Origin of the sequence: Aurantiacibacter xanthus (genome assembly GCF_003584015.1) — a bacterium.
Classification (GTDB): Bacteria; Pseudomonadota; Alphaproteobacteria; order Sphingomonadales; family Sphingomonadaceae; genus Alteraurantiacibacter; species Alteraurantiacibacter xanthus.
This window is the reverse complement of sequence record NZ_QXFM01000100.1, coordinates 1-21,693: the sequence shown is the minus strand read 5'-3', so window position 1 is coordinate 21,693 and position 21,693 is coordinate 1. Positions and strand designations below refer to the sequence as shown.

Here is a 21,693-nt window from a genome sequence, read left to right as displayed (position 1 = left end):
CTGCCATATGGGCACAGTCTTCAGAGTTGCGCGGGGCCACGAGGGCGGCCCCGCGCATTTTTCGTGCGATAGCGCTACGAGCGAAGCTGCGCGGTGAGTTCGGATAGTACGGCGTCTTCGGCAGCCACCATGCTTGCGGCCTCGCTGCGAGCGGCGCCGATGGTCTCGGTCGATTCGCCCGAGGTGCTGGCAGCGATGTAGAGTCGGTCGAGATCGGCCAGCGCCACCATCGCGCGGCTGCGCTGCGAACTCAGTCCTGCCAGCGCCACCTCTGCCAGCGCCCAGGCCTCGCTACCGGACGTGGCCCCGCGCGCTGCGGCAACTCGCGAGCGAACGGCAGCTTCCCCGGCGAGGAATGCCGCATGCACCGTGCGCACGGAATCGACCAGTTCGCTCGCCTCAGTCAGCACCGGTGCGGCCGGGCTTTGCGGCGGGGAGGGAATCGTCTGCGGCGGGGTCATCACCAGGCCGGTCCGCTCGATCTCGCGCTGGGCGAGCGAGGGATATTCGCCTGAAGGCGTGGCGCAGGCACCCAGCGCAAGCGGCCCGGCCGCGACGAACAATATGGCGATTCTGGCTGTCATGGGACTATGGCACTAGCCGGAGCCGCGACGGCTTTCCAGCCCGGCAATTTTTGGTGTCCTCGACGTTCTCGGCATTGACTCGTTGTGGGGCATCGCCTAACGGCAGCGCTCTTGCGGTGCCCCCGAGGCGCCCTTTTTTGTTGTTTGCGCGGGGATGGGTCATGCAGGCCCGATCCTGACGAGGACGACGCTAGATGAAACGGATTATAGCACCATGTTCGCAGTAGTGCGCACGGGCGGCAAGCAGTATCGCGTCGCCGAAGGAGACAAGATCGCGGTTGAGAAGCTGGCAGGTGAAGCCGGCGACAAGATCGTGCTGGACGATATCCTGCTCGCCGGTGAGGGCGAGAGCCTTGCCGACGCGGCGAAGGTCACGGTTTCGGCCGAGATCATCGCTCAGGCCAAGAGCGAGAAGGTGATCGTCTTCAAGAAGCGTCGCCGTCACAACTATCGCCGCAAGAACGGCCACCGCCAGCAGATGACCCTGCTGCGCATCCTCGGCGTGGGCGACAGCAAGCCGGCTGCCAAGAAGGCTGCTGCCAAGGCTGACAAGGAATAAGTCCGGCACGCCCGGCTCAGGATTACGGAGTAAGACACAATGGCACATAAGAAAGCTGGCGGCTCGTCGCGCAACGGTCGCGATTCGGAAAGCAAGCGTCTTGGCGTCAAGAAGTTCGGCGGGCAGCAGGTGCTCGGCGGCAACATTCTCGTGCGTCAGCGCGGCACCAAGTTCTACCCGGGCACCAATGTCGGCCTCGGCAAGGACCACACCCTGTTTGCCACCGCTGAAGGCGTCGTGCGCTTTCACGACGGCAAGCTCGGCCGCAAATACGTATCGGTCGACGTTATGGCAGAAGCTGCCGAATAACGGATGGCGATAGCGGGCCATCCACCGGGATGGCCCCTGTCGGGCGGCAAATAGCCCGACACTGGAAGGAGATGGGGCCGACCCGTCTCCTTTTTTGCGTTTTCTCCTTCCATCCGCCGCCTGCGGAGGTCTGTGACCGTGGGCCCTTGGAAGGGAAATGCGATGTTCATACGAAGCGAACGGCTGATGTTGCGGCCGATCTTTCCCGAAGACTGGCGCGAACTGTTCGCCGGGCTTTCCGACGAAAGCGTCGTGCGCATGCTTGCGAGCGCGCCCTGGCCATACACCACCGAAGATGCACACGCTTTCTGCGACAAGCCGCGCGGCGCTGATGAGATGCTGTTCGCGATCACCCTGCCGGGAGATGACGGTGCGCCTCTGATCGGAACGATCGGGCTCGCGCCCGCTGGTCCCGGTCCGGCATACGAACTCGGCTATTGGATTGCCAGTAACCGCCAGCGCCAGGGCTATGGCAGCGAGGCGGTCGGCGCGGTGCTGCGCACGGCGCGGGCGCTTGGCATTCATGAAGCCCGCGCGGGGCATTTCCTCGACAATCCAGCTTCGGGTAAGGTTCTGCAAAAGTGGGGCTTTTTGCCCGAGGATCGACTTGAGCCGACGGCAAGTGCAGGGCGTGGCGGCGAGAGGGTTCCAGCCCGTCGCTACCGCTTGTCATTGGCGAAGGCCACTGATCTGTATTGATAAACTGAACTTACGGAATTGTCAGTGTATACTTATGCTTACTTTCCACTTTGAATACCTGAGTTGATAGGATATTGCTTACTTTAAGCCGCTCGGTGATGCAGAACGATAATTGTAGATGGTCGCGTAACGGGCTTTGAGAAGTCGGGGATTCGAGTGAGTGTAGGCCGTCGGCGCTTGAGTGCTCAGGAAAGTCGTGCAGCCGCTTTGGAAGCGGCGCGCGTCCTGCTTGTCGAGCAGGGACCGCAGGCGGTGACCTTGAAGGCGGTGGCGGAAAGGGTGAACCGCACCCATGCCAATCTGTTGCACCACTTTGGTTCTGCTGCGGGGTTGCAACTCGCTCTGGCCGATCATCTTGCGGCCACGATCTGCGACGATATCGCCCAGGCGGCGCATTTCATCCGGGTGAGCGATGGCGATCCGCGCCGGTTGGTTGATCTGGTGTTCGATACCTTCGGTTCGGGCGGGGGCGCGGCGCTGGCAGCGTGGATGCTCAATACCGGGCACAAGAAGGCGCTCGATCCGATTCTGGAGGCAATGCAGGAACTCATCGACGAGACGCTGCCGCCAGCGGCGTCCAGCGCCGAAACGGTGACGCGGCGTGAACTGACCTATTCGCTGGTGCTGATGGCGCTGGGCATGGCGATCATTGGTGACGACCTGGCCGGATCGCTGGCGGTCGACGATGACACCGCGCGCCGGCACGGGCAAGATCTGCTCGTCATTGCCCGCGAACGTCTCGAAGCGACGACCTAGACGTCAGAGCCGAGCGGGAGCCAGGCGGGCACCAGGTCGGCGGGAATATCGTCGATCCGCAGGTGGTCGACAGCATGGCCCAGTTCGGCATGGTCCGCCTTGCGGCGCTTTTCCTCGGACCGGTCGTGCGGGACCACCACCAGCCGCCGGTTGACCTTCTGCCGCCAGTTCATCCGCGCGGTGTTTTCCTGTCCGACATAGCAACCCTTGGTGAAGCTCACGCCGTTGAGTTCTACCGCATTGGTTTCGAGCCACAGAATGTCGCCCAGTTCGGCACGTCCTTCGGGCACGCCGCAGGCAAGGCGGTGGGCGAGCCATGCGGCATCGGCTGTGTCGCCGCCATCGGAGCCCGCCGGGCCAAGCCCGCGCCAGCCCAGTGCGGCGAGGCGGGGGTCGGGTGTCGTTGCCGCGCCTTCTGGCGAATCGGGTGACCACCAGACGGCCAGCGCCGAATCGCGCGCAATCGCGATCTTGCGCCGCAGGCGGTAGAGCGACAGACGTTTTACCAGTTCGTCGGCGTGCTTATCTTCACAATCGAGCAGTAAATCGTCGCCCTCGCGCCAGACGAGGAAGTCGAACAGCGTCTTGCCCTGCGCCGAAAGCAGCGCGGCATATACGGGCAGGTCGCCGGTCACGTCGTTGGTCACGAGGCCTTGTAGGAACTTCGCCACGTCCTCCTCGCCGTCTTGCGGGGAGAGGCGGATCACGGCGCGGCGGGCAAGGGGAAGCTCAGTCATGGCCCTAAGGTGGGAGCAAGCGTGCGCCCGCGCAAGCGGGAGGGCTGTTCGTCCGGTCCGCCCTGTGGCAGAGCGCGCGCATGACCGACACGCTCACGATCCCCCGTCCCGACGATTGGCACCTGCACCTGCGCGATGGCGCGGTGATGGAGGGCGTGCTGCCCTACACCGCGCGCCAGTTCGGCCGGGCGATCGTCATGCCCAACCTCGTGCCCCCGGTGACGACCAGCGCCGCCGCCGCCGCCTATCGCGACCGGATTGTCGCGGCTCTGCCTGAGGGCTCGGCGTTCACCCCGCTGATGACCGCCTACCTCACCGACGCGACCGACCCCGCCGATATCCGCGCCGGGTTCGAAGCCGGGGTGTTCACCGCCGCGAAGCTCTATCCCGCCGGGGCGACCACCAACTCGGCCTCTGGCGTGACCGACCTCGCCAATGTCCGCAAGGTGCTCGAAACCATGGCCGAGATCGGGATGGTGTTCTGCGTTCATGGCGAGGTGACCCATGCCGAGATCGACATCTTTGACCGCGAGGCGGTGTTCATCGAGCGCACGCTCGCGCCGCTGGTGCGCGATCTGCCCGAGCTGAAGGTGGTGTTCGAGCATATCACCACCGAGGAGGCCGCCGACTTTGTCGCCGAATCAGGCCCCAATGTCGCCGCCACGATCACGCCGCAGCATCTGCACATTAACCGCAATGCCATGCTGGTGGGCGGGATCAGGCCGCACGCCTATTGCCTGCCCGTCGCCAAGCGCGAGCATCATCGGCTGAGCCTGCGCCGTCTTGCCACATCGGGCAACGCGCGGGTCTTCCTCGGCACCGACAGTGCGCCGCATGCGCGCGAGGCGAAGGAAAGTGCTTGCGGCTGCGCGGGCATCTTCAACGCGCCCTATGCGCTCGAAAGCTATGTCACGGTGTTCGACGAGGAAGATGCGCTCGATGCGTTCGAGGGCTTCGCCAGCCGCAACGGCCCAGCCTTCTATGGCCTGCCGGTAAGCGAGGAGACGGTGACGCTGGTTCGCGAAGAGCAGCAGGTGCCCGACACGCTCGAACTCGCGGGCACGCACTATGTGCCATTCCATGCGGGCGAGACGCTCGGCTGGAAGCTCGCCGACTAAAGCGGGCGCACCGCGGCGCGGTGCGAGGAGCGGACCAGATCCCAGGTGAACACCGCCGCTGCCGCCCAGATCGCCACGAAGCTCGCCAGTTGCGCCGGGTGCAGGTCTTCACCGAACACCAGCAGGCCGATCAGGAACACCACGGTCGGCGAGAGGAATTGCAGGAAGCCCATCACCGTGAAGGGCATGGCCCGCGCGGCGGCGGCGAACATCAGCAGCGGCACGGCAGTCATCGGGCCGCCCATCACGATGCCGAAGGTTTCCAGCGCGTCGCGGCCGATCGCGAGGCCCGGACCCATGTTCGCGCTCCAGCCGAGAAAGCCGATGGCGAATGGCGCCAGCACCATCGATTCGACGGCGAGCCCCACCAAGGGGCCTGCCGCCACGGTCTTGCGTAGCAGGCCATAGGTGCCGAAGCTGAGGGCGAGGGTAAGGCTCACCCACAGCGTGGTCATCGCGCCCGCAGCCAGCGCCGCGACCCCGACCCCTGCCAGCGCCACTGCGGCCCATTGCCGCCGGGTCAGCCTCTCGCCGAGGAACACCAGCCCCAGCAGCATCATGGTCAGCGGCAGGATGTAGTAGCCAAGGCTGGCGGCATAGACGTGGTCGGTCTTGATCGCCCAGACATAGAGGCACCAGTTGACCGCGATCAGCCCGGCGCTCGCCGCCAGCGTCAATATGGCGCGCCGATTGCGCAGCACCGCACCCAGTTCGCCCATGCTGCCACGAAAGACGATCACCGCCAGGCACAGCGGCAGCGTGAACAGCGTGCGCCAGGCGACATATTCGAATACCGGCACCTCGTGGACGAGCAGCAGGTAGACCGGCATCGAGCCCCAGATCACGTGAGCGCCAAGGGCGAAGGCGAGGGCGCGTCTGCTGCTGAGGGTAGCCTGGGTCATTGGCCAAGGCGGTAGGCTCAAGGCTGGCTTCCGGCAAGCTTGCGAGGCCGTTGCCGCCGGTTCAGCCAGACTGAGCTAGATGAGTTGCGAATCGAGATGCAACCTTGCCTCGATTGCTTATGGCGCGCCGCGTGTTCCCCTGTCTCGCGGTGCGCCAGCGGGCCTTCCAGGTCGGACTGCGGAAGGCATCGCCGGGGCGCTCGCAGCTCAGGAATGCCCGCGAGCGCCCTGATAGCCTCGCTTGCTCAGCTTTCGCGAAACCCCACGCCCACGCTCGCGCGCGGCTGCTCCATCTCGGTGCTGGTGACGGGGTAGGCGCAATAGTCGGCGGCATAGAAGGCGGCCGGGCGGTGATTGCCCGAAAAGCCGACCCCGCCGAACGGTGCGGCGGACGAGGCCCCGTTGGTGGGCCGGTTCCAGTTAACGATCCCTGCGCGAATATTGGCCCAGAAGCGGTTGTACTGCGCCGGATCGCCGCCCACCAGCGAGGCGGAAAGGCCGAACCGCGTGTTGTTCGCCTCGGCAATCGCGGCGTCGAAATCGTCGACCCGCACCACCTGAAGCAGCGGACCGAACAGCTCGACATCGGGGCGCTCGGCCATGCCGGTCACGTCGACCAGCGCCGGGGTCACGAAGGGCAGGCCTTCGCGCGGGCGGCGCATATGCGAGATCGCCTTGCCGCCGTTCGAAATCAGGTAGAGGAAGCTCTCGGTCAGCTGGTCGGCGGTGTGCATGTCGATCACCGGGCCCATGAACGGCTGCGGATCGTCGAACGGGGCGCCGATCACGATCCGGTCGGTCAGGGCCTTCACCGCGCCGATCACGTCGTCGTACATCGAGCTTTTCACGATCAGCCGCCGCGCGGCGGTGCAGCGCTGGCCGGCGGTGGTGAAGGCGCTCTGCACGATCAGCGCGGCGACGTCGTCGATCTTGGGCGTGTCCCACACCACCAGCGGATTGTTGCCGCCCATTTCGAGTGCGACGATCTTGCCCGGCTCGGTCGCCAGCTTGCGGTTGATGGCGATGCCGACCTGCGCCGAGCCGGTGAACAGCACGCCATCGACATCGGGATGGGCGACCAGCGCCTTGCCTTCTTCCGGCCCGCCGATCAGCAGCTGCACCAGATCCTGCGGCACGCCCGCGCGCACGAAGAACGACAGCAGTTTCTCGCCGACGGCGGGCGTCTTCTCGCTCGGCTTGAGGATCACCGCATTGCCCGCGATCAGCGCGGGGATGATATGGCCATTGGGCAAGTGCGCGGGGAAGTTGTAGGGCCCGAGCACGGCCATCACCCCATGCGGCTTGTGGCGCAGCGCAGCCGAGCCTTGCAGCGCGCTGTCGAGTTTGCGCTGGCCGGTCCGCTCGGCATAGGCGCGGACCGAGATTTCGACCTTGCCGATCACCGCCTCGACCTCGGTGCGCGCTTCCCACAGCGGCTTGCCGGTTTCGCGCGCGATCAGCTCGGCGAACTCTTCCTGCTCCTTGCGCACCTCGTTGGCGAAGCGGCGTATCCGCTCGATCCGGGTGGCGAGCGGCTGTGCGGCCCATTCCGGCCAGGCCTTGCGCGCGCGGGCGACAAGTTCGTCGACATTGCCGTGCGCACCGCGCCACAGTTCGGCCCCGGTGGCCGGTTCATAGGAAATCAGGTGCGGCGCGTCGGACAAGGTTTCGGTTCCTTCGGGCTTGGTTTCATCTGTTCCTTAAGGCCTCATGTGCCAACACGCAAAGTCACGCGGGCTGGCTCGGCAAATGGCCTTGCGGAGAGGGCGCATCGCCGAGGGCATCGCCCAGGGCCCGCACCCGCGCCAGCTTGTCGGCCAGCGGCTGCCAGTCGTCGTTTTGGGCGATGGCGTCCCAGATCGCCTCGACTTCCTCGATCAGCATCGATTCGGGGTCGGGGCGGTCCCAGTAGTCGGATGCGCCGGGCAGGGCGGGGCGGTTGCCCAGCGCCTGAGCCAGTGGGCCTTCGGCGTCGCGCCCGCCGCGATGGCGGTGGAAAAACAGATCCGGTCCGATCTCGCCTTCGCGCATCGTCACTTCCGCCGCGCCGACGAGCGCGCCGTCGGATGCCGGGTCGATACTCTCGACGCCCAGCCGCCAGCAGAACCGGCGCAGCATCGCTGTCTCGTAGAGCGGGCCGAAGCGGTTGAGCGCGGCGAGCAGCGCATCGCTGTCGGCCAGCGGGCGCAGCGCGATGGCGAGCTGCGCGAGGTTCCAGCGGATCGCCTCGGGTTGGCGACCGAAGGCATAGAGCCCCTGATGATCGAAATAGGCGGCGGTGAACTGCGGCTCCCACTTGGGCAGGAAGCGCCAGGGGCCGTAGTCGAAGCTCTCGCCTGTGAGGTTGATATTGTCGGTGTTGAGCACGCCGTGGACGAAGCCTGCGACCATGTAGCTGGCGGCAAGATCGGCGAGGCGCTCGGCGGCCTGATGGACGAGGATTACCGCCGGATTGTCGCGGCCGGGCGCATCCTCAGGCGGAAGCGGGCCGGGAAACTGCGCCAGGCAATAGTCGACCAGCCGCGCGAGGTGCGCGTGCTCCTCCAGCACCAGCAACCGCTGGAAGCTGCCGATGCGGATATGCGAGTGCGACAATCGCACCATCACCGCCGAGCGGGTGGGGCTGGGCTCGTCGCCACGCCACAGGCTCTCGCCGGTTTCGATCACCGAAAAGGTCTTGCTGGTGTTGACGCCCAGCGCTTCGAGCATTTCGGTGGCGAGGATTTCGCGCAAGGCGCCCTTCAGTGTCAGGCGTCCGTCGCCCGAGCGGCTCCACGGGGTCTGCCCGCTGCCTTTGGTGCCAAGGTCAAGCAGGCGGCCCGCGCCGTCGCGCAACTGGGCGAACAGGAACCCGCGTCCGTCGCCGATCTCGGGGTTGTAGGTGCGGAACTGGTGGCCGTGATAGCGCAGCGCGAGCGGCTGGGGGAGGTTATCGGGCAACGGCTCGAAATGGCCGAAATGGGCGATCCACTGGTCGTCTGAGAGGCTGTCGAGGCCCACCGTGCTCTCGTGCCGATGGTTGCGGAAGCGCAGGGTCGCGGTGGGGAACTTTGCCGCCTCCACCGGGTCGGCGAGGAAGTCGGCGACTCCGTCGATCTGCGGGTCGGGGCGATAGGGGGCTGCTGCAAGGGCTTGACGCATATGCGCATAAGTGGCCATCGAAGCGCCGTGGCGCAACCGGCCCACGTAAAGACAAGGGTGGCAGCGCGCGCCATGGCGACCAGCGAATATGCGGACTTCTTTTGGGAGAGCAGCGAGGGGCTGAAGCTCCACGCGCGCGACTATGCGGGCGCAGCGGACCGTCCGGCGATCCTGTGCCTGCCCGGCCTCACCCGCAATGCGCGCGATTTCGAACCGGTGGCCGAGGCCTTCGCGGGCCAGTGGCGTGTGCTGGCGCTCGATTTTCGCGGGCGCGGCGAGAGCGACTATGCCAAGGAATCGGACAGCTATGTCCCGCTCACTTACGTGGCCGATGTGCTGGCGCTGGTCGATGAGCTGAAGCTCGACAAGGTGGTCGCCATCGGCACCTCACTCGGCGGGATCGTGACCACGCTGATCGCGCTGCAACGCCCCGATCTGTTCGCGGGCGTGGTGCTCAACGATATCGGCCCGGTGATCGAGAGCGAGGGGCTGGAGCGTATCCGCGACCACGTGGGGCACGGGCGCAGTTTCCCGACCTGGATGCACGCCGCCCGCGCGCTGCGCGACAGCTCGCAGGCGATCTATCCCGACTATGCGATCGAGGACTGGCTGGCGCTGGCCAAGCGGCTGATGTGCGTCGGCAACAACGGCCGCATCGCCTATGATTACGACATGAAGATCGCCGAGCCATTCTCCGATCCTGCGGCGGCTGAGGCGGTGGATCTGTGGCCCGCCTTCGAGGCGCTGGGCGGCAGGCCAGGGCTGGTGTTGCGCGGCGAGCTGTCGGACCTGTTCTCGCCCGTGACCTTTGCCGCGATGGGCACGCGGCTGGCCGGGTTCGACTGCGTGACCGTGCCGCGCGTGGGGCATGCCCCGACGCTGGCCGAGCCTGAAGCGCAGGCTGCCATCGCGCGCCTGCTGGGTCGGGTGCTGGCGGCATGAGCAAGGCTCCGCGCATTCTGCACCTGCACTCCACCTTCGACGCCGGGGGCAAGGAAGTGCGCTGCGTGCGCCTCATCAACCATTGGGGCAAGGCCGCCGAGCACGCCGTGGTCTCGGGCGATCCCGCACGGCGCGGGGCGGCATCGCTGCTGGGCAAGGCGGCGAAGGTCAGCTGGCCGAAGTTCCCCTCGCTCACCGGCAAACCGACGCCCGGACGGTTCAAGAAGATCGCCGAGGCCATGGCCGGCTACGATCTCATCTGCACCTACAACTGGGGCGCGATCGACGCGGTGATGGCGCACACGCTGTTTGCCGACATGTTCAAGCTGCCTCCGCTGGTCCACCACGAGGACGGCTTCAACGAAGACGAAGCGGGCGGCCTCAAGTGGCGGCGCAACTTCTACCGCCGCATCGCGCTGGGGCGCACGGCGGCGCTGGTGGTGCCCTCCAACACGCTGGAGGCGATTGCGCTCGACGTGTGGCAACAGCCGCGCAGCCGCGTGCAGCGGATCGCCAACGGCATCGACACCCGCGCATTTGCCGCGCCCCCCAAGCGCGACATCCTGCCCCGGCTGGTCAAGCACAAGGATGAGTTCTGGATCGGCACCCTTGCGGGCCTGCGCAAGGTCAAGCAGCTCGACATGCTGATCCGTGCGATGACCTATGTTCCTCCCGAGTGGCAGCTGGTGATCGCGGGTGAGGGGCCGGAGCGTGAGAGCCTGCTGGCGCTCGCCGAAAGCCTTGGCGTGGAAGACCGCGTGCACCTGCCCGGCTTCGTTGCCGAGCCGCAGAAGCTGGTCGGGCTGTTCGATATTTTCGCGCTGTCCTCGCAGTCGGAGCAGCAGCCGATCTCGCTGATCGAGGCGATGGCGGCAGGCTTGCCCGCCGTCGCGCCGCGCGTGGGCGATATCGGCGCGATGGTGGCGTCGGACAATGGCCCGCTGCTGGTCGAGGCGGGCGATCAGGAGGCGCTGACCAAGACGCTCGACAGCCTTGCCCGCGATCCCGCCGCGCGCAAGCGGATCGGGCAGGCCAACCGCGACAAGGCCCGTGCCGAGTTCGACGAGATGCGCATGATCGAGCGATACCGCGCGCTGTACTGGGGGCTGATGGACCGCAACGCTTTCGCGCGCCCGGACGCGGCGGCGGATTAGGTCTTCATCGGCGGTTCACCCGCAGGTGGCCAGCTGGGCACAGCACCGACACAGTTATTGCCAGTTCCCGGCTGCCCCCCTAAAGAGCGCGGCTTATCCGCCTGAACCAGGACAGATCGAACAGACCCGTGGCCAGCACTCCGACCGATACACCCCGTTCGCCCAACGACCGCAAGAGCGCGAGCGACGATGTCTTCATGCGTGAAGTGGACGAGGCCGTCCGGCAGGACGAAGTCGCCACTTTCGTGAAAAGGTTCGGCCTGCCGATCGGCGTGGCCGTGGTGCTGGTGCTGGCCGCTTTCGGCGGCTGGCTGATCTGGTCGGGCCAGCAGGAAAGCAAGCTGGAGGAAAGCTCCGAGCAGCTGATTACCGCGCTCGACGAGCTGGAAGCGGGCAACGCCGATGCCGCCAACGAGAAGCTCGCCGCGATTGCCGCCGCTGGTGGCAAGGGCAGCGCGGGCATGGCGCGGCTGTTGCAGGCCGGGATCGCGCTCGGCCAGAACAAGACCGAGGAGGCCGTCGGGCTGTATGGTCAGGTCGCCAACGATAGCTCGCTGCCGCAGGAAGTGCGCGATCTGGCCAAGGTGCGGATGGTGTCGGCGAACTTCGACAATATGGAGTCGCAGGCGGTGATTGACCAGCTCGGCCCGCTCGCCACGGCGGAAAGCCCGTGGTTCGGTAGCGCCGGAGAACTGGTCGCCTTTGCCTACCTCGCGCAGAACAAGCCGGATCAGGCCGGGCCGCTGCTCGTCGCCATCGCCAAGAACGAGGACGTGCCCGAAAGCCTGCGCTCGCGCACCCGTCAGCTTGCCGGCCTGCTTGGCCACGATGCGGTTGATGATGTGGATGCGATGCTGGAGGAACTCGGCACGCCGCAGGGCGCGCAGGCCGGAGGTGCCCAATGAACCGTAAAGTCGCACTGATCGCCGCCCCGATGTTCGCACTGGCTCTGGCCGGATGCGGGATGTTCAGCGGCAAGGAAGAGCCGCGCACGCCCACGCGCGGCGATCGCACTCCGATCCTTTCGCGCATCGCCACCACGATTGAGGCCGATCCGACCCTCGCCTCGACCGCGGTGATCGTGCCGCCCGCACGGGTAAATGACAGCTGGCCGCAGGCCGGTGGCAACGCGGCCAAGGTGCCGGGCCACCTCGCACTGGCGGCCAATCCCGCCCGCGCTTGGACAGCCGCCATCGCCGGCAGCACCAAGACCCGCCGCCTTGCCGCTGCTCCAGTGGTGGCCAATGGCATGGTCTTCGCCGTCGACACCTCTGCCGTGGTTCACGCCTTCGATGCGGAAACCGGCGCGCGCCGCTGGGAGCACCAGATCCGTGTCTCGGGCGATCTTCAGGACGCGACTTTCGGCGGCGGTGCTGCCTATGACAACGGTCGCATCTACGCCACCAACGGGGTGGGCGATGTGGTCGCCCTCAACGCTGCCGACGGCACCGAAATCTGGCGCGTGAAGCCCTCGGGCCCGCTGCGCGGCGCGCCGACCGTAGCGTTCAATTCCGTCTTCGTGATGACGCAGGACAACCAGATTTTTGCCCTTTCCGCCGCCAATGGCGAGGTCGAGTGGCAGGATTCGGCGGCGACCGGGCAGGCTGGCGTGTTCGGCGTGGCGGCTCCCGCAGCCGGGCAGGGCACGGTCGTGGCGGGCTATTCGTCGGGCGAGCTGATCGCCTATCGTTATGAGAATGGCCGCAACCTGTGGTCCGACGCGCTGGCGCGCACCTCGATCTCGACCCAGGTCGGCACGCTGACCGACGTCGATGCCGATCCGATCATTGACAGTGGCCGGGTCTATGCGCTCGGACAGGGCGGCCGTATGGCGGCTTATGAACTGACCACCGGCCAGCGCATCTGGGAACTGACACTGGCGGGGATTTCCACCCCCAGTGTGATCGGCGAATGGGTCTTTACCCTTACCGACGACTCGCGCATTCTGGCCATTCAGCGCAACACCGGGCGCATCCGCTGGGTCAAGCAGCTTGACCGCTGGCGCAAGCCGAAGGACCGCGAAGGCCCGATCTTCTGGACCGGTCCGGTGCTCGCCAACAACAAGCTGTGGATCGCCAGTTCGCAGGGCGAAGTGCGCACGGTAGACCTGATGAGCGGTGAAGACACGCTGTTCACCGAGCTGAAGGAAGGTGTCTCGTTGCCGCCGGTGGTGGCCAACCAGACGCTCTATATCCTCGACGACAGTGGCCGGATCACCGCTTTCCGCTGATCGGGCACGGTGGGAGCAGGCGCATTTATCGCGCCGTTAACCCTCCTGTGCCTATGGCGGCGGCATGAGCACAGTCGCCACGTCGCCCGCCCATCGGCCTGCCAGTGATGTCTCGACAGGCGTCGGGCTGGTCGGCCTCGTCACGCTGGTCGGCTGTATCCTGATTGCGCGGGCTTGGCCCACCATTGGGCCAATCGTGGGCATTGGCGCGGACCGTGGCCCGCTTTCCGGCCCCAGCGCCGCGCTGTTGACGATGGTGCTGACGGGCCTTGCCATGGCCATATGGTCGGTCGTGGTCGACAAGGTTCACCGCCGCCCCTCGACCGGGATCGACTGGTCCAACAAGCGTCCGCTCGAAGAGACCATCGACATTTCGGTCGCCAAGCTTGCTGGCTTGTGGGCGACCTGGGCGGTGATCGGCTTCGTCTACTTTCTCGGCCGCTGGTATTGGGACGGGCAATACGTCTTCGCGATGGAGGTGATCGGCGCCGCCATCGTGCCGATGTTTATCCTGTCGGTGCCCTATGTGGTGATGCTGGATCGGGTGATGGTCAATCCGCGGGACCATTCCTGGCACTTCGGCGCGCTGCTGATCGGGCGCGAGGCCTGCGACATGGCCGAGGTGAAGAAGCACTGGCGCGCCTGGGCGATCAAGGGGTTCTTCTCGGCTTTCATGATCTCGATCCTGCCGTTCGGCTTTGCCCACGTGGTCGAGGCCAATCTCGGCGAGGCCGTGCGCGATCCGGTGGCCTTCGGGCTCGTGATGTTCGAATTCCTGTTCGTGATCGACGTGCAGATCGGCACCGTGGGCTATCTGCTGACGATGCGCCCGCTCGATGCGCATATCCGTTCGGGCAATCCGTTTCTGGCGGGCTGGCTCGCCGCGCTGCTGTGCTATCCGCCGTTCGTCTATGGCTTCATGGGCGCGGGCGGCGCGATCCAGTATGAGTACAACACGGCGGGTTGGGGGCATTGGTTTGCCGGGCACACGGCGCTGCTGTGGGTCTGGGCCTGCGGGCTGATTGTCCTGACAGCGGTTTATGCCTGGGCGACGGTGGCTTTCGGCATTCGCTTCTCGAACCTGACCTATCGCGGCGTGCTGACTCACGGGCCTTACCGCTTCACGCGCCATCCGGCGTACATTTCGAAAAATGCGTTCTGGTGGTTGTCGGTGCTGCCGTTTCTGGTGACGAGCAATTCGCTGGTCGATGCGGTGCGCAACACGGTGTTTCTCGGGCTGGTGAGCGCGATTTACTATTGGCGCGCGAAGACCGAAGAGGCGCATTTGCTGGGCGAAGATGCGAAGTATCGCGAATACCATGCGTGGATGAGCGAACATGGCCTGATTACTGCGGCGCTGACGCGGCTGTTCCGGCGGCTCAATCCGACGCGGCGTGTGGCTGAGTAAGCAAAACCTCCGATCATCCTGAGCTTGTCGAAGGATTGCCCTCGTTCTTTTGAGCGTTGCGCAACTCAGCAAGAAAAATCAGCCCTTCGACAAGCTCAGGGCGAACGGGTGGTGGGGTTCGGGTGTGCTTAAGCGTTGCCCACCACAAAACAGGCGAGCGCCAAGAGCAGCCCTGCAAACCGGTTCGAGCGAAACCGCGCCAGCGGATTGGCGCCATCCTTCGGATCGAGGCTCAGTGCCTGCCAGCCCAGATGCGCGGCCACCGGCACCAGCGCGAGCAGCGCCACCCAGTCGGGCCGCAGCAACCAGAAGGCGAGGCCCCACAAGGCCACCGCGCCAGCATAGAACCCGATCACCCCCGCCTTGACCTTGCTCCCCAGCGTCAGCGCCGAGCTGCGAATGCCGACCAGCGCGTCGTCCTCGCGGTCTTGCAGGGCGTAGATCGTGTCATAGCCGATGCACCACAGCATCGCCCCGGCATAGAGCGCGGCCAACACCTCCAGCCCGTCGCTGCGCAGCGCGACCCAGCCGGTCGGTGCGCCCCAGGTGAACACAAGGCCCAGCCACGCCTGCGGCCAGCCGGTGATCCGCTTCATGAACGGATAGGCCGCCACCAGCGCCAGGCTGCCCAGCGCCACGAGCTGCGCCTGCCAGCGCAGTTGCAACAGCACCACCAGACCGGCCGCGCACAGCGTCAGCAACCACACCCATGCCGCACGTTTGCTCACCCGGCCCGAGGCCACCGGGCGGCTGGCCGTGCGCGCCACTTGTCGGTCAAGGTCGGCATCGACGATGTCGTTGTAGACGCAGCCCGCCCCGCGCATCGCGATCGCGCCCAGCAGGGTCCACAGCAACAGCGGCCATTGCAGCCGCCACGGCGCGCCGGTTAGCAGCAGGCCCCAGGCGCAGGGCCAGTAGAGCAGCCACCAGCCGATCGGCCGATCAAACCGCGCCAGCAGCGCATAGTCGCGCGCGGCGGCGGGCAGCAGCGCGACAAGGCCGCGATGCTCGCTGTCGGGGGTGATGGTGTCGCCAGTCACGGTTTCATCGGCCATGGCGCTCGCGCTACACCCTTCCTATAGGGAGAGACAATGGCCGATCAGCATTCTCCCAAGACCCCGGCATGGCCGCCCAAGAGCGCGCCCCGCCTGTTCGTCACGCAGGAACTGGGCGAGGGCGCGCAGGTGACAATCGAAGGACCGCAGGCGCACTATCTCGGGCGCGTGATGCGCGTGAATGTGGGTGACGCCGTGATCCTGTGCGACGACCTAACCGGCGAATGGGCCACGCGGGTCGAAGCAGCGGGCAAGCGCGAGGTCACGCTGGTGGCCGAGCAAATGCTGCGCCCGCGCGAACAGGTGCCCGACTTCTGGCTCTGCCCCGCGCTGCTCAAGAAGGACCGGTTCGACACGGTGCTCGAAAAGGCCAGCGAGCTGGGCGCGGCGCGGGTGCAGCCGGTGCTGATGCGCCGCTGCGTTGCCGATAAACTCAACCCCGAGCGCGCCCGCACGATCCTCGTCGAGGCCGCAGAGCAATGCGCGCGCACCGCGCTGCCGGAACTCGCCGCGCCGGTGAAGCTCGAGGCGCTGCTGCGCGACTGGCCCGGCGATCGCACGCTGTTCTTCGCCGACGAAACGGGCGGCCCGCCTGCCGCTGACGCCTTCGCACAGCACAAAGGCCCCGCCGCCTTGCTGATCGGCCCCGAAGGCGGATTTGACGATGCCGAACGCGCGGCAGTCCTTGCCTTGTCGCAAACACGCCCCATCTCGCTCGGGCCGCGCATCCTGCGGGGCGAAACCGCCGCGATTGCGGCCAGTGCCCTGTTCATGGGGCTTGCGGGGGATTGGACATAATGGGGCGGACTGAATTGAGCGCTGGCACAGCGCGACTTTTGCGCTAGGGGCCGGATCATGAGCACGCGAAAGGCCTCTGGAGGGGAAGAGCCGCGGATCGAAAGCCGCGCTCAGTTGATTGCGCCGATGCAGGCAGGCGAGAAGCCCGCCGCGCGATGGCGGATCGGGACCGAGCATGAAAAGCTTGTCTATCGCCGCAGCGACAAGGCCGCCCCAAGCTATCACGAGCCGGGCGGTATCCGCGATATCCTCCTCGCCATGCAGGAATTCGGCTGGGAGCCGGTGATCGAGGAAGGCCCCGACGGCACTCCCGATGTCATCGCCATGTCGGGCTCCGACGGCACGATCAGCCTCGAACCGGCAGGCCAGCTCGAACTGTCGGGCGCACCGCTCGAAAGCCTGCACCAGACCTGCGCCGAAACCGGTCGCCATCTCGACCAGTGCCGCGCGGTGGGCGAGAAGTTCGGGGTCGGTTTCCTCGGCCTCGGCATGTGGCCCGACAAGACCCGCGCCGAACTGCCGATCATGCCCAAGCAGCGCTACGAGATCATGATGCGGCACATGCCGCGCGTGGGCAGTCTCGGGCTCGACATGATGCTGCGGACCTGCACCATTCAGGTGAACCTCGACTATGCCAGCGAGGCCGACATGGTGCAGAAGTTCCGCACCGGTCTTGCCTTGCAGCCGGTCGCGACCGCGCTGTTCGCCAATTCGCCCTTCACCGAGGGCAAGCCCAACGGCTTCCTCTCCTACCGCAGCCACATCTGGACCGACACCGACCCGCAGCGCACCGGCATGCTGCCCTTCGTGTTCGACGAGGGCTTCGGCTACGAACGCTATGTCGACTACATGCTCGACGTGCCGATGTATTTCGTCTTCCGCGATGGCCGCTATATCGACGCGGCAGGGCAATCGTTCCGCGACTTCCTCAAGGGCGAACTGCCCGCGCTTCCCGGTGAACTGCCGACCGAGGCAGACTGGCAGGATCACCTCAGCACGGCCTTCCCCGAGGTGCGCCTCAAGAGCTTCCTCGAAATGCGCGGGGCCGATGGCGGTCCGTGGAACCGGATCTGCGCCTTGCCTGCGCTGTGGGTCGGCTTGCTGTACGATCAGACCGCGCTCGATGCGGCGTGGGATCTGGTCAAGCATTGGACCATGGAAGAGCGTGAGGCGCTGCGCGACGCAGTCCCGGCGCAGGGGCTGGCAGCTCCGGTTCCAGGCGGACGCACCCTGCGCGAGCTGGCGGGCGAAGTGCTTGAGATCGCCCATGCAGGCCTCGTTGCGCGTGGGCGCAGCAACTCGATGGGCGACAACGAGAGCGGCTTCCTCGATCCGCTGCACGAGATCGTCAAGCGCGGGAAGGTGCCGGCCGAAGTGCTGCTGGAGAAATTCGCGGGCGAATGGGGCGGCGATATCAACCGGCTCTATGAGGCCAAGAGCTTCTGATCGTTTGCGCTGCAACGCCGCCGAAGACCGAATCAAAGTGGTGGATATCACGCCCTGTCCGGTTGACTGGCGCGCACTTTGGAAATTCGCGCTTGTGCGCGTCAAATCCTGTATAAGGGTGTTAAGATTATAATATTCAGTGATTTATAACCTTTAGAAACGATCCTTGCTGTGATTCGTAGATGAAGTTAACCTCATCTGCATAGCGATTGAAGCAAGGAGCCTTCACAGGTGGCGACTGCAGCACGAGATCCGACCCCGGCTTTGCGGCTGGACAGAGGCGTCACCAAGGATGACGTCATCTCCATTGGCCAGTTGGCCGCGCGCACCGGGATCGCCGTCTCGGCCCTGCGCTTTTACGAGGACAAGGGCCTGATCCGCTCGGTCCGCACCAATGGCAACCAGCGTCGCTTTTTGCGCTCGGATATCCGCCGCGTCAGTTTCGTGCTTCTTGCCCAAAGACTGGGCCTTTCGCTCACCGAGATCGAGGAGCAACTCGCCGCGCTGCCGAAGGGGCGTACCCCCTCCGCGCTTGACTGGCGGCAAGTGTCGCAGCGGATGCGTATCGCTATCGACGAGAAGATCAGGCTGCTGACCCGCACCCGCGCCAAGCTCGATGACTGCATCGGCTGCGGCTGCCTCAGCCTCGACAAATGCCAGCTCATCAATAAGGGTGACCGGATGGGCCGGGCCGGTGCAGGCCCGCGCATGGTGCTCGATTAAGGTCATTCGTTTGAGCAAACTGGACAAGAAGGTTTACAAGCGAGCGCTTGACGCGATGAGCCGTGAGCTGGTCGATCTGGCCCGCTGGGTGGCCGACAGCGGCGCGCGGATCGTGGTCGTGTTCGAGGGGCGCGACAGCGCCGGCAAGGGCGGGGCGATTGCTGCCATTCGCCATCACCTGAACCCGCGGCAGGTCCGCACCGTGGCGCTCGGCAAGCCGACCGAGCGCGAGGCCGGGCAGTGGTATTTCCAGCGCTATATCGAGCATCTGCCGACCAAGGGCGAGATCGTTCTGTTCGACCGCTCGTGGTACAACCGCGCCGGGGTCGAGCAGGTAATGGGCTTTGCCGACAAGGGCGAGGTTGAGGCCTTCCTCCATGCCACGCCGACTTTCGAGAAGCTGCTGACCGACGATGGCATCATCCTCATCAAATACTGGCTGACGACGGATCAGGCCAAGCAGGAGGAGCGTTTTGCAGAGCGGCGCGACGATCCGCTCAAGGGCTGGAAGCTGTCGCCGATCGACGTCGCCAGCCGCGAGCAATACGATGCCTATACCGAGGCGCGCGAGGCCATGCTGCGGGCGACGCATCGTCCGAACGCGCCGTGGACGCTGGTCGATTTCAACGACCAGAAGCAGGGCCGCCTGACGCTGATCCGCAATCTGATCGACCGTGTTCCCGAATCCAGGGTGCCGCGCCCGGTGATCGACCTGCCCGCGCTCGACCGCAAGCCGAGTGTGGAGACCTACGCGGTGATCGATCCGCTGCCCGACTGGACACCGCCGGACGAGGACTGATGCTGCGCTGCTCGGGCGCCCTCCGCCCCGGCAAATTGCTGGCCAAAGGCCGTGTTGCGCGGCTAGGGCGGGGCGATGATCCCGCTCGAACACCTCGATACCGCGCAAGTCCCCGGCGGCGCCGAACTGCGCCTGATGCGCCGTGGCACCGATTTCATGATCCAGCTCGAACGCAACGAGCTGATGAACAGCCGCATGTCGGGATCGGAAGAGGCGCTGTCGACCGTCACCGCCGAGCGGCTTAAGGGCCGGCCAAACCAGCAGTGGCTGATCGGCGGCTATGGCATGGGCTTTACCTTGCGCGCGGCGCTGAAGGTGCTGGGCAAGGATGCGCGGGTGGCCGTGGCCGAGCTGGTGCCCGAGATCATCGCCTGGGCAAAAGGCCCGATGGCCGAGCTGACCGCCGGCTGTCTCGACGACCCGCGCGTTGTGCTGCACATGGCCGACGTGGCCGACGCCATCGCGGGCATTCGTCCAGGGAGCTGCGATGCGATCCTGCTCGATGTCGACAATGGGCCCGACGGGCTGGTGCGCGAGGCGAATGAGCGGCTCTATTCACGCGAGGGATTGCAGATTGCCAAGCGCGCGCTGAAGCCGGGAGGGGTGCTGGCGATCTGGTCCGCCGCGCCCGATCCGGCCTTCACCGCGCGGCTGCGCCGGGCGCGGTTTGACGTGGAGGAGCAGGTCGTGCGGGCAAGGAGCAACGGCAAGGGGCCGCGGCACGTGATCTGGTTTGCGGCGAAGTAAGCGGGTCAGGACGCAGGGCGCACAGCGTGCCGGCCCCGGATCATGAAAGCCTGAAAGAACGGGACAGGTAGCGACAGGCCCGCGTCCTGCCACAAGGCTGTGGTCTTCTCGGGTGACACCACGCTGAGCACTTCGCGTAGCATGGTGTCCAGCTTGGCAAGAGAGTCCTCGGTTGCTCCCATCAGCCGCTGAACCTGTTTCCAGTCTTCCAGCATTGAGGGGAACTCAGGAGCAGCCAGATCGGCGCTGATTTCGGCGCTGACAAAGGTGCCACCGGGTCTCAGGCGATCATGGATGGCGCGGTAGAAGGCGGGGCGGTCGTGGCTCGCGATGAAGTGCGCCACCAGCATGCTGAGCACCGCGTCGAACTGCTCTTCGGTCACATCGTCGACATAGCCGTGCACGAGCTGACAGCGCCCGGAGATACCCGCTTGCTCGATCCGCTGCTGCGCCACCGCGAGCATCTCGGCAGAGGGATCGACACCGACGAACTGCCAGCCGGGCCGCTTGCCGGCCAGCGAGAGCATTTCGGCCCCCGTGCCCACGCCCACGCACAGGACGCGCGCGGTATCGGGCAGCCGCGCAAGGGTGAGCTGCGTGAGGAAGTGCAGGCAGTCCGAAATCGGCGTCAGCCCGGCGTTGCGCTGATCGTAGGCCTCGGCCATTTCCTGCGTGAAGAAGGTGGAAGGCGAGGAAGCGTTGTCTTTGGGCATTGTGATAATGTAACGTCGGTGATGGGCGCGGTCGAGGACGATCTGCGCGCTCATGGCGATTGCCTGGCGCTTACTCCGCCACCAACCTTTCCGCCTCGCCCAGATCGACACTGACCAGCCGCGACACGCCGCGCTCCACCATGGTCACGCCGAACAGACGGTGCATCCGGCTCATCGTCACCGCATTGTGGGTCACGATCAGATAGCGGGTGGCGGTTTCCTGCGTCATCGAGACGAGCAGGTCGCAAAAGCGGTCGATGTTGGCATCGTCCAGGGGTGCGTCGACCTCATCGAGCACGCAGATTGGTGCCGGATTGGTTAGGAATAACCCGAAGATAAGTGCCGTTGCGGTTAGGGCCTGTTCGCCGCCTGACAGCAGGCTGAGCGATTGCAGGCGTTTGCCCGGCGGCTGGGCGTAAATCTCCAGCCCCGCCTCCAGCACGTCGTCCGAATCGATCAGCGCGAGGTGTGCTTTGCCGCCCTCGAACAGCCGGGTGAACAGGCGCTGGAAGTGCTCGTTCACCTCTTCGAAAGCGGCGCGCAGGCGCTCGCGGCCCTCGCGGTTGAGGTTGCCGATCGAGGCGCGCAACCGGTTCACAGCCTCGGCGAGTTCGGCCTGCTCCTCGGCGCTGGTGCCGTGCTCGGCCTCGATCCTCACCAGTTCGTCGGCGGCGACGAGGTTGACCGGGCCGATCCGCTCGCGGCTGGCCACCAGTCGCTCCATCTCCTCGGTTTCGAGCGTGGCATTGCGCACGGCCTCGGGCTCGAAACCGAACTTGCCGGTCAACAGCGGCGGCGGGCACTGGAAGCGCTCGCCCGACTGGCGCGCCATTTCCTCGCGGCGGCTCTCCTCGTTCTCGGCCCGCGCGGCGG

Annotated in this window: 22 protein-coding genes and 1 pseudogene; 15 read left to right on the top strand and 8 right to left on the bottom strand. The window is 65.9% G+C overall.

Going from position 1 to position 21,693, the window contains the following annotated elements:
• Positions 1–74: 74 nt before the first annotated feature.
• Complete coding sequence (locus tag D2V17_RS10875) at positions 75–584, bottom strand: hypothetical protein (protein ID WP_119592990.1); 510 nt, start codon at positions 582–584, stop codon at positions 75–77.
• 214 nt (positions 585–798) lie between these two features.
• Here D2V17_RS10875 and rplU point away from each other — a divergent pair, with 214 nt between their 5' ends.
• The 4 genes from rplU to D2V17_RS10855 all read left to right on the top strand — a co-directional run bounded on the left by rplU (position 799) and on the right by D2V17_RS10855 (position 2,907).
• Entirely contained in the window at positions 799–1,143 is a 345-nt protein-coding gene (rplU, locus tag D2V17_RS10870) for a 50S ribosomal protein L21 (protein WP_119592989.1), read from the top strand.
• 39 nt (positions 1,144–1,182) lie between these two features.
• Positions 1,183–1,452, top strand: a complete 270-nt coding sequence (gene rpmA / locus D2V17_RS10865; protein WP_119592988.1) for a 50S ribosomal protein L27 — start codon at positions 1,183–1,185, stop codon at positions 1,450–1,452.
• 162 nt (positions 1,453–1,614) lie between these two features.
• Positions 1,615–2,151, top strand: a complete 537-nt coding sequence (locus D2V17_RS10860) for a GNAT family N-acetyltransferase (RefSeq protein WP_119592987.1) — start codon at positions 1,615–1,617, stop codon at positions 2,149–2,151.
• Between the two features lie 156 nt (positions 2,152–2,307).
• Positions 2,308–2,907 (top strand): TetR/AcrR family transcriptional regulator, encoded by a 600-nt coding sequence (locus D2V17_RS10855; protein ID WP_119592986.1) that lies wholly within the window; start codon positions 2,308–2,310, stop codon positions 2,905–2,907.
• Here D2V17_RS10855 and ygfZ read toward each other — a convergent pair.
• Positions 2,904–3,644 (bottom strand): CAF17-like 4Fe-4S cluster assembly/insertion protein YgfZ, encoded by a 741-nt coding sequence (gene ygfZ, locus D2V17_RS10850; protein WP_119592985.1) that lies wholly within the window; start codon positions 3,642–3,644, stop codon positions 2,904–2,906. The genes D2V17_RS10855 and ygfZ overlap by 4 nt on opposite strands.
• Before the next feature lie 80 nt (positions 3,645–3,724).
• On the opposite strand from ygfZ, the gene pyrC reads away from it, so the two are divergent.
• The gene (gene pyrC, locus D2V17_RS10845; protein ID WP_119592984.1) at positions 3,725–4,762 is read left to right on the top strand and encodes a dihydroorotase; all 1,038 of its coding nucleotides are present in this window, start codon (positions 3,725–3,727) and stop codon (positions 4,760–4,762) included.
• Here pyrC and rarD read toward each other — a convergent pair.
• The 3 genes from rarD to D2V17_RS10830 form a co-directional block, all read right to left on the bottom strand.
• Positions 4,759–5,664, bottom strand: coding sequence for an EamA family transporter RarD (rarD, locus tag D2V17_RS10840; RefSeq protein ID WP_119592983.1), 906 nt, complete (start codon positions 5,662–5,664; stop codon positions 4,759–4,761). The genes pyrC and rarD overlap by 4 nt on opposite strands.
• A 245-nt stretch (positions 5,665–5,909) precedes the next feature.
• Positions 5,910–7,328: a succinylglutamate-semialdehyde dehydrogenase gene (gene astD / locus D2V17_RS10835; protein WP_119592982.1), complete on the bottom strand. Its 1,419-nt coding sequence runs from the start codon at positions 7,326–7,328 to the stop codon at positions 5,910–5,912.
• 64 nt (positions 7,329–7,392) lie between these two features.
• A complete protein-coding gene (locus tag D2V17_RS10830; RefSeq protein WP_119593029.1) occupies positions 7,393–8,805 on the bottom strand; it encodes a protein adenylyltransferase SelO family protein in 1,413 nt (470 codons plus the stop codon).
• Between the two features lie 27 nt (positions 8,806–8,832).
• Between D2V17_RS10830 and D2V17_RS10825 the strand changes: the two genes are divergently transcribed.
• From D2V17_RS10825 to D2V17_RS10805, 5 genes are all read left to right on the top strand, one after another.
• Complete coding sequence (locus D2V17_RS10825) at positions 8,833–9,747, top strand: alpha/beta fold hydrolase (RefSeq protein ID WP_342767841.1); 915 nt, start codon at positions 8,833–8,835, stop codon at positions 9,745–9,747.
• Positions 9,744–10,901 (top strand): glycosyltransferase family 4 protein, encoded by a 1,158-nt coding sequence (locus D2V17_RS10820; RefSeq protein WP_119592980.1) that lies wholly within the window; start codon positions 9,744–9,746, stop codon positions 10,899–10,901. Before D2V17_RS10825 ends, D2V17_RS10820 begins: the two co-directional genes overlap by 4 nt.
• Before the next feature lie 128 nt (positions 10,902–11,029).
• Entirely contained in the window at positions 11,030–11,806 is a 777-nt protein-coding gene (locus D2V17_RS10815; protein WP_119592979.1) for a tetratricopeptide repeat protein, read from the top strand.
• Positions 11,803–13,131: an outer membrane protein assembly factor BamB family protein gene (locus D2V17_RS10810; RefSeq protein WP_119592978.1), complete on the top strand. Its 1,329-nt coding sequence runs from the start codon at positions 11,803–11,805 to the stop codon at positions 13,129–13,131. The genes D2V17_RS10815 and D2V17_RS10810 overlap by 4 nt, the downstream gene beginning before the upstream one ends.
• A 64-nt stretch (positions 13,132–13,195) precedes the next feature.
• Entirely contained in the window at positions 13,196–14,539 is a 1,344-nt protein-coding gene (locus D2V17_RS10805) for a methyltransferase family protein (RefSeq protein ID WP_119592977.1), read from the top strand.
• Positions 14,540–14,667: 128 nt separating this feature from the next.
• Here the strand turns inward: D2V17_RS10805 and ubiA are convergent, their stop codons facing one another.
• Positions 14,668–15,594 (bottom strand): 4-hydroxybenzoate octaprenyltransferase, encoded by a 927-nt coding sequence (ubiA, locus tag D2V17_RS10800; protein WP_119592976.1) that lies wholly within the window; start codon positions 15,592–15,594, stop codon positions 14,668–14,670.
• A gap of 36 nt (positions 15,595–15,630) precedes the next feature.
• On the opposite strand from ubiA, the gene D2V17_RS10795 reads away from it, so the two are divergent.
• The 5 genes from D2V17_RS10795 (at position 15,631) to D2V17_RS10775 (ending at position 20,107) form a co-directional block, all read left to right on the top strand.
• Positions 15,631–16,392, top strand: a complete 762-nt coding sequence (locus D2V17_RS10795; RefSeq protein WP_119592975.1) for a 16S rRNA (uracil(1498)-N(3))-methyltransferase — start codon at positions 15,631–15,633, stop codon at positions 16,390–16,392.
• Between the two features lie 57 nt (positions 16,393–16,449).
• Positions 16,450–17,838 (top strand): glutamate--cysteine ligase, encoded by a 1,389-nt coding sequence (locus tag D2V17_RS10790; protein ID WP_119592974.1) that lies wholly within the window; start codon positions 16,450–16,452, stop codon positions 17,836–17,838.
• Positions 17,839–18,069: 231 nt separating this feature from the next.
• A complete protein-coding gene (gene soxR, locus D2V17_RS10785) occupies positions 18,070–18,561 on the top strand; it encodes a redox-sensitive transcriptional activator SoxR (RefSeq protein WP_245978673.1) in 492 nt (163 codons plus the stop codon).
• Positions 18,557–19,360 (top strand): polyphosphate kinase 2, encoded by an 804-nt coding sequence (ppk2, locus tag D2V17_RS10780; RefSeq protein WP_425453640.1) that lies wholly within the window; start codon positions 18,557–18,559, stop codon positions 19,358–19,360. Before soxR ends, ppk2 begins: the two co-directional genes overlap by 5 nt.
• A gap of 75 nt (positions 19,361–19,435) precedes the next feature.
• On the top strand, positions 19,436–20,107 hold the full coding sequence (locus tag D2V17_RS10775) for a spermidine synthase (RefSeq protein ID WP_119592972.1): 672 nt from the start codon (positions 19,436–19,438) through the stop codon (positions 20,105–20,107).
• A gap of 5 nt (positions 20,108–20,112) precedes the next feature.
• Here the strand turns inward: D2V17_RS10775 and D2V17_RS10770 are convergent, their stop codons facing one another.
• Positions 20,113–20,820, bottom strand: coding sequence for an SAM-dependent methyltransferase (locus tag D2V17_RS10770; RefSeq protein WP_119593027.1), 708 nt, complete (start codon positions 20,818–20,820; stop codon positions 20,113–20,115).
• Between the two features lie 70 nt (positions 20,821–20,890).
• Positions 20,891–21,693 (bottom strand): annotated as a pseudogene (locus tag D2V17_RS10765) (chromosome segregation protein); the annotation flags it as partial.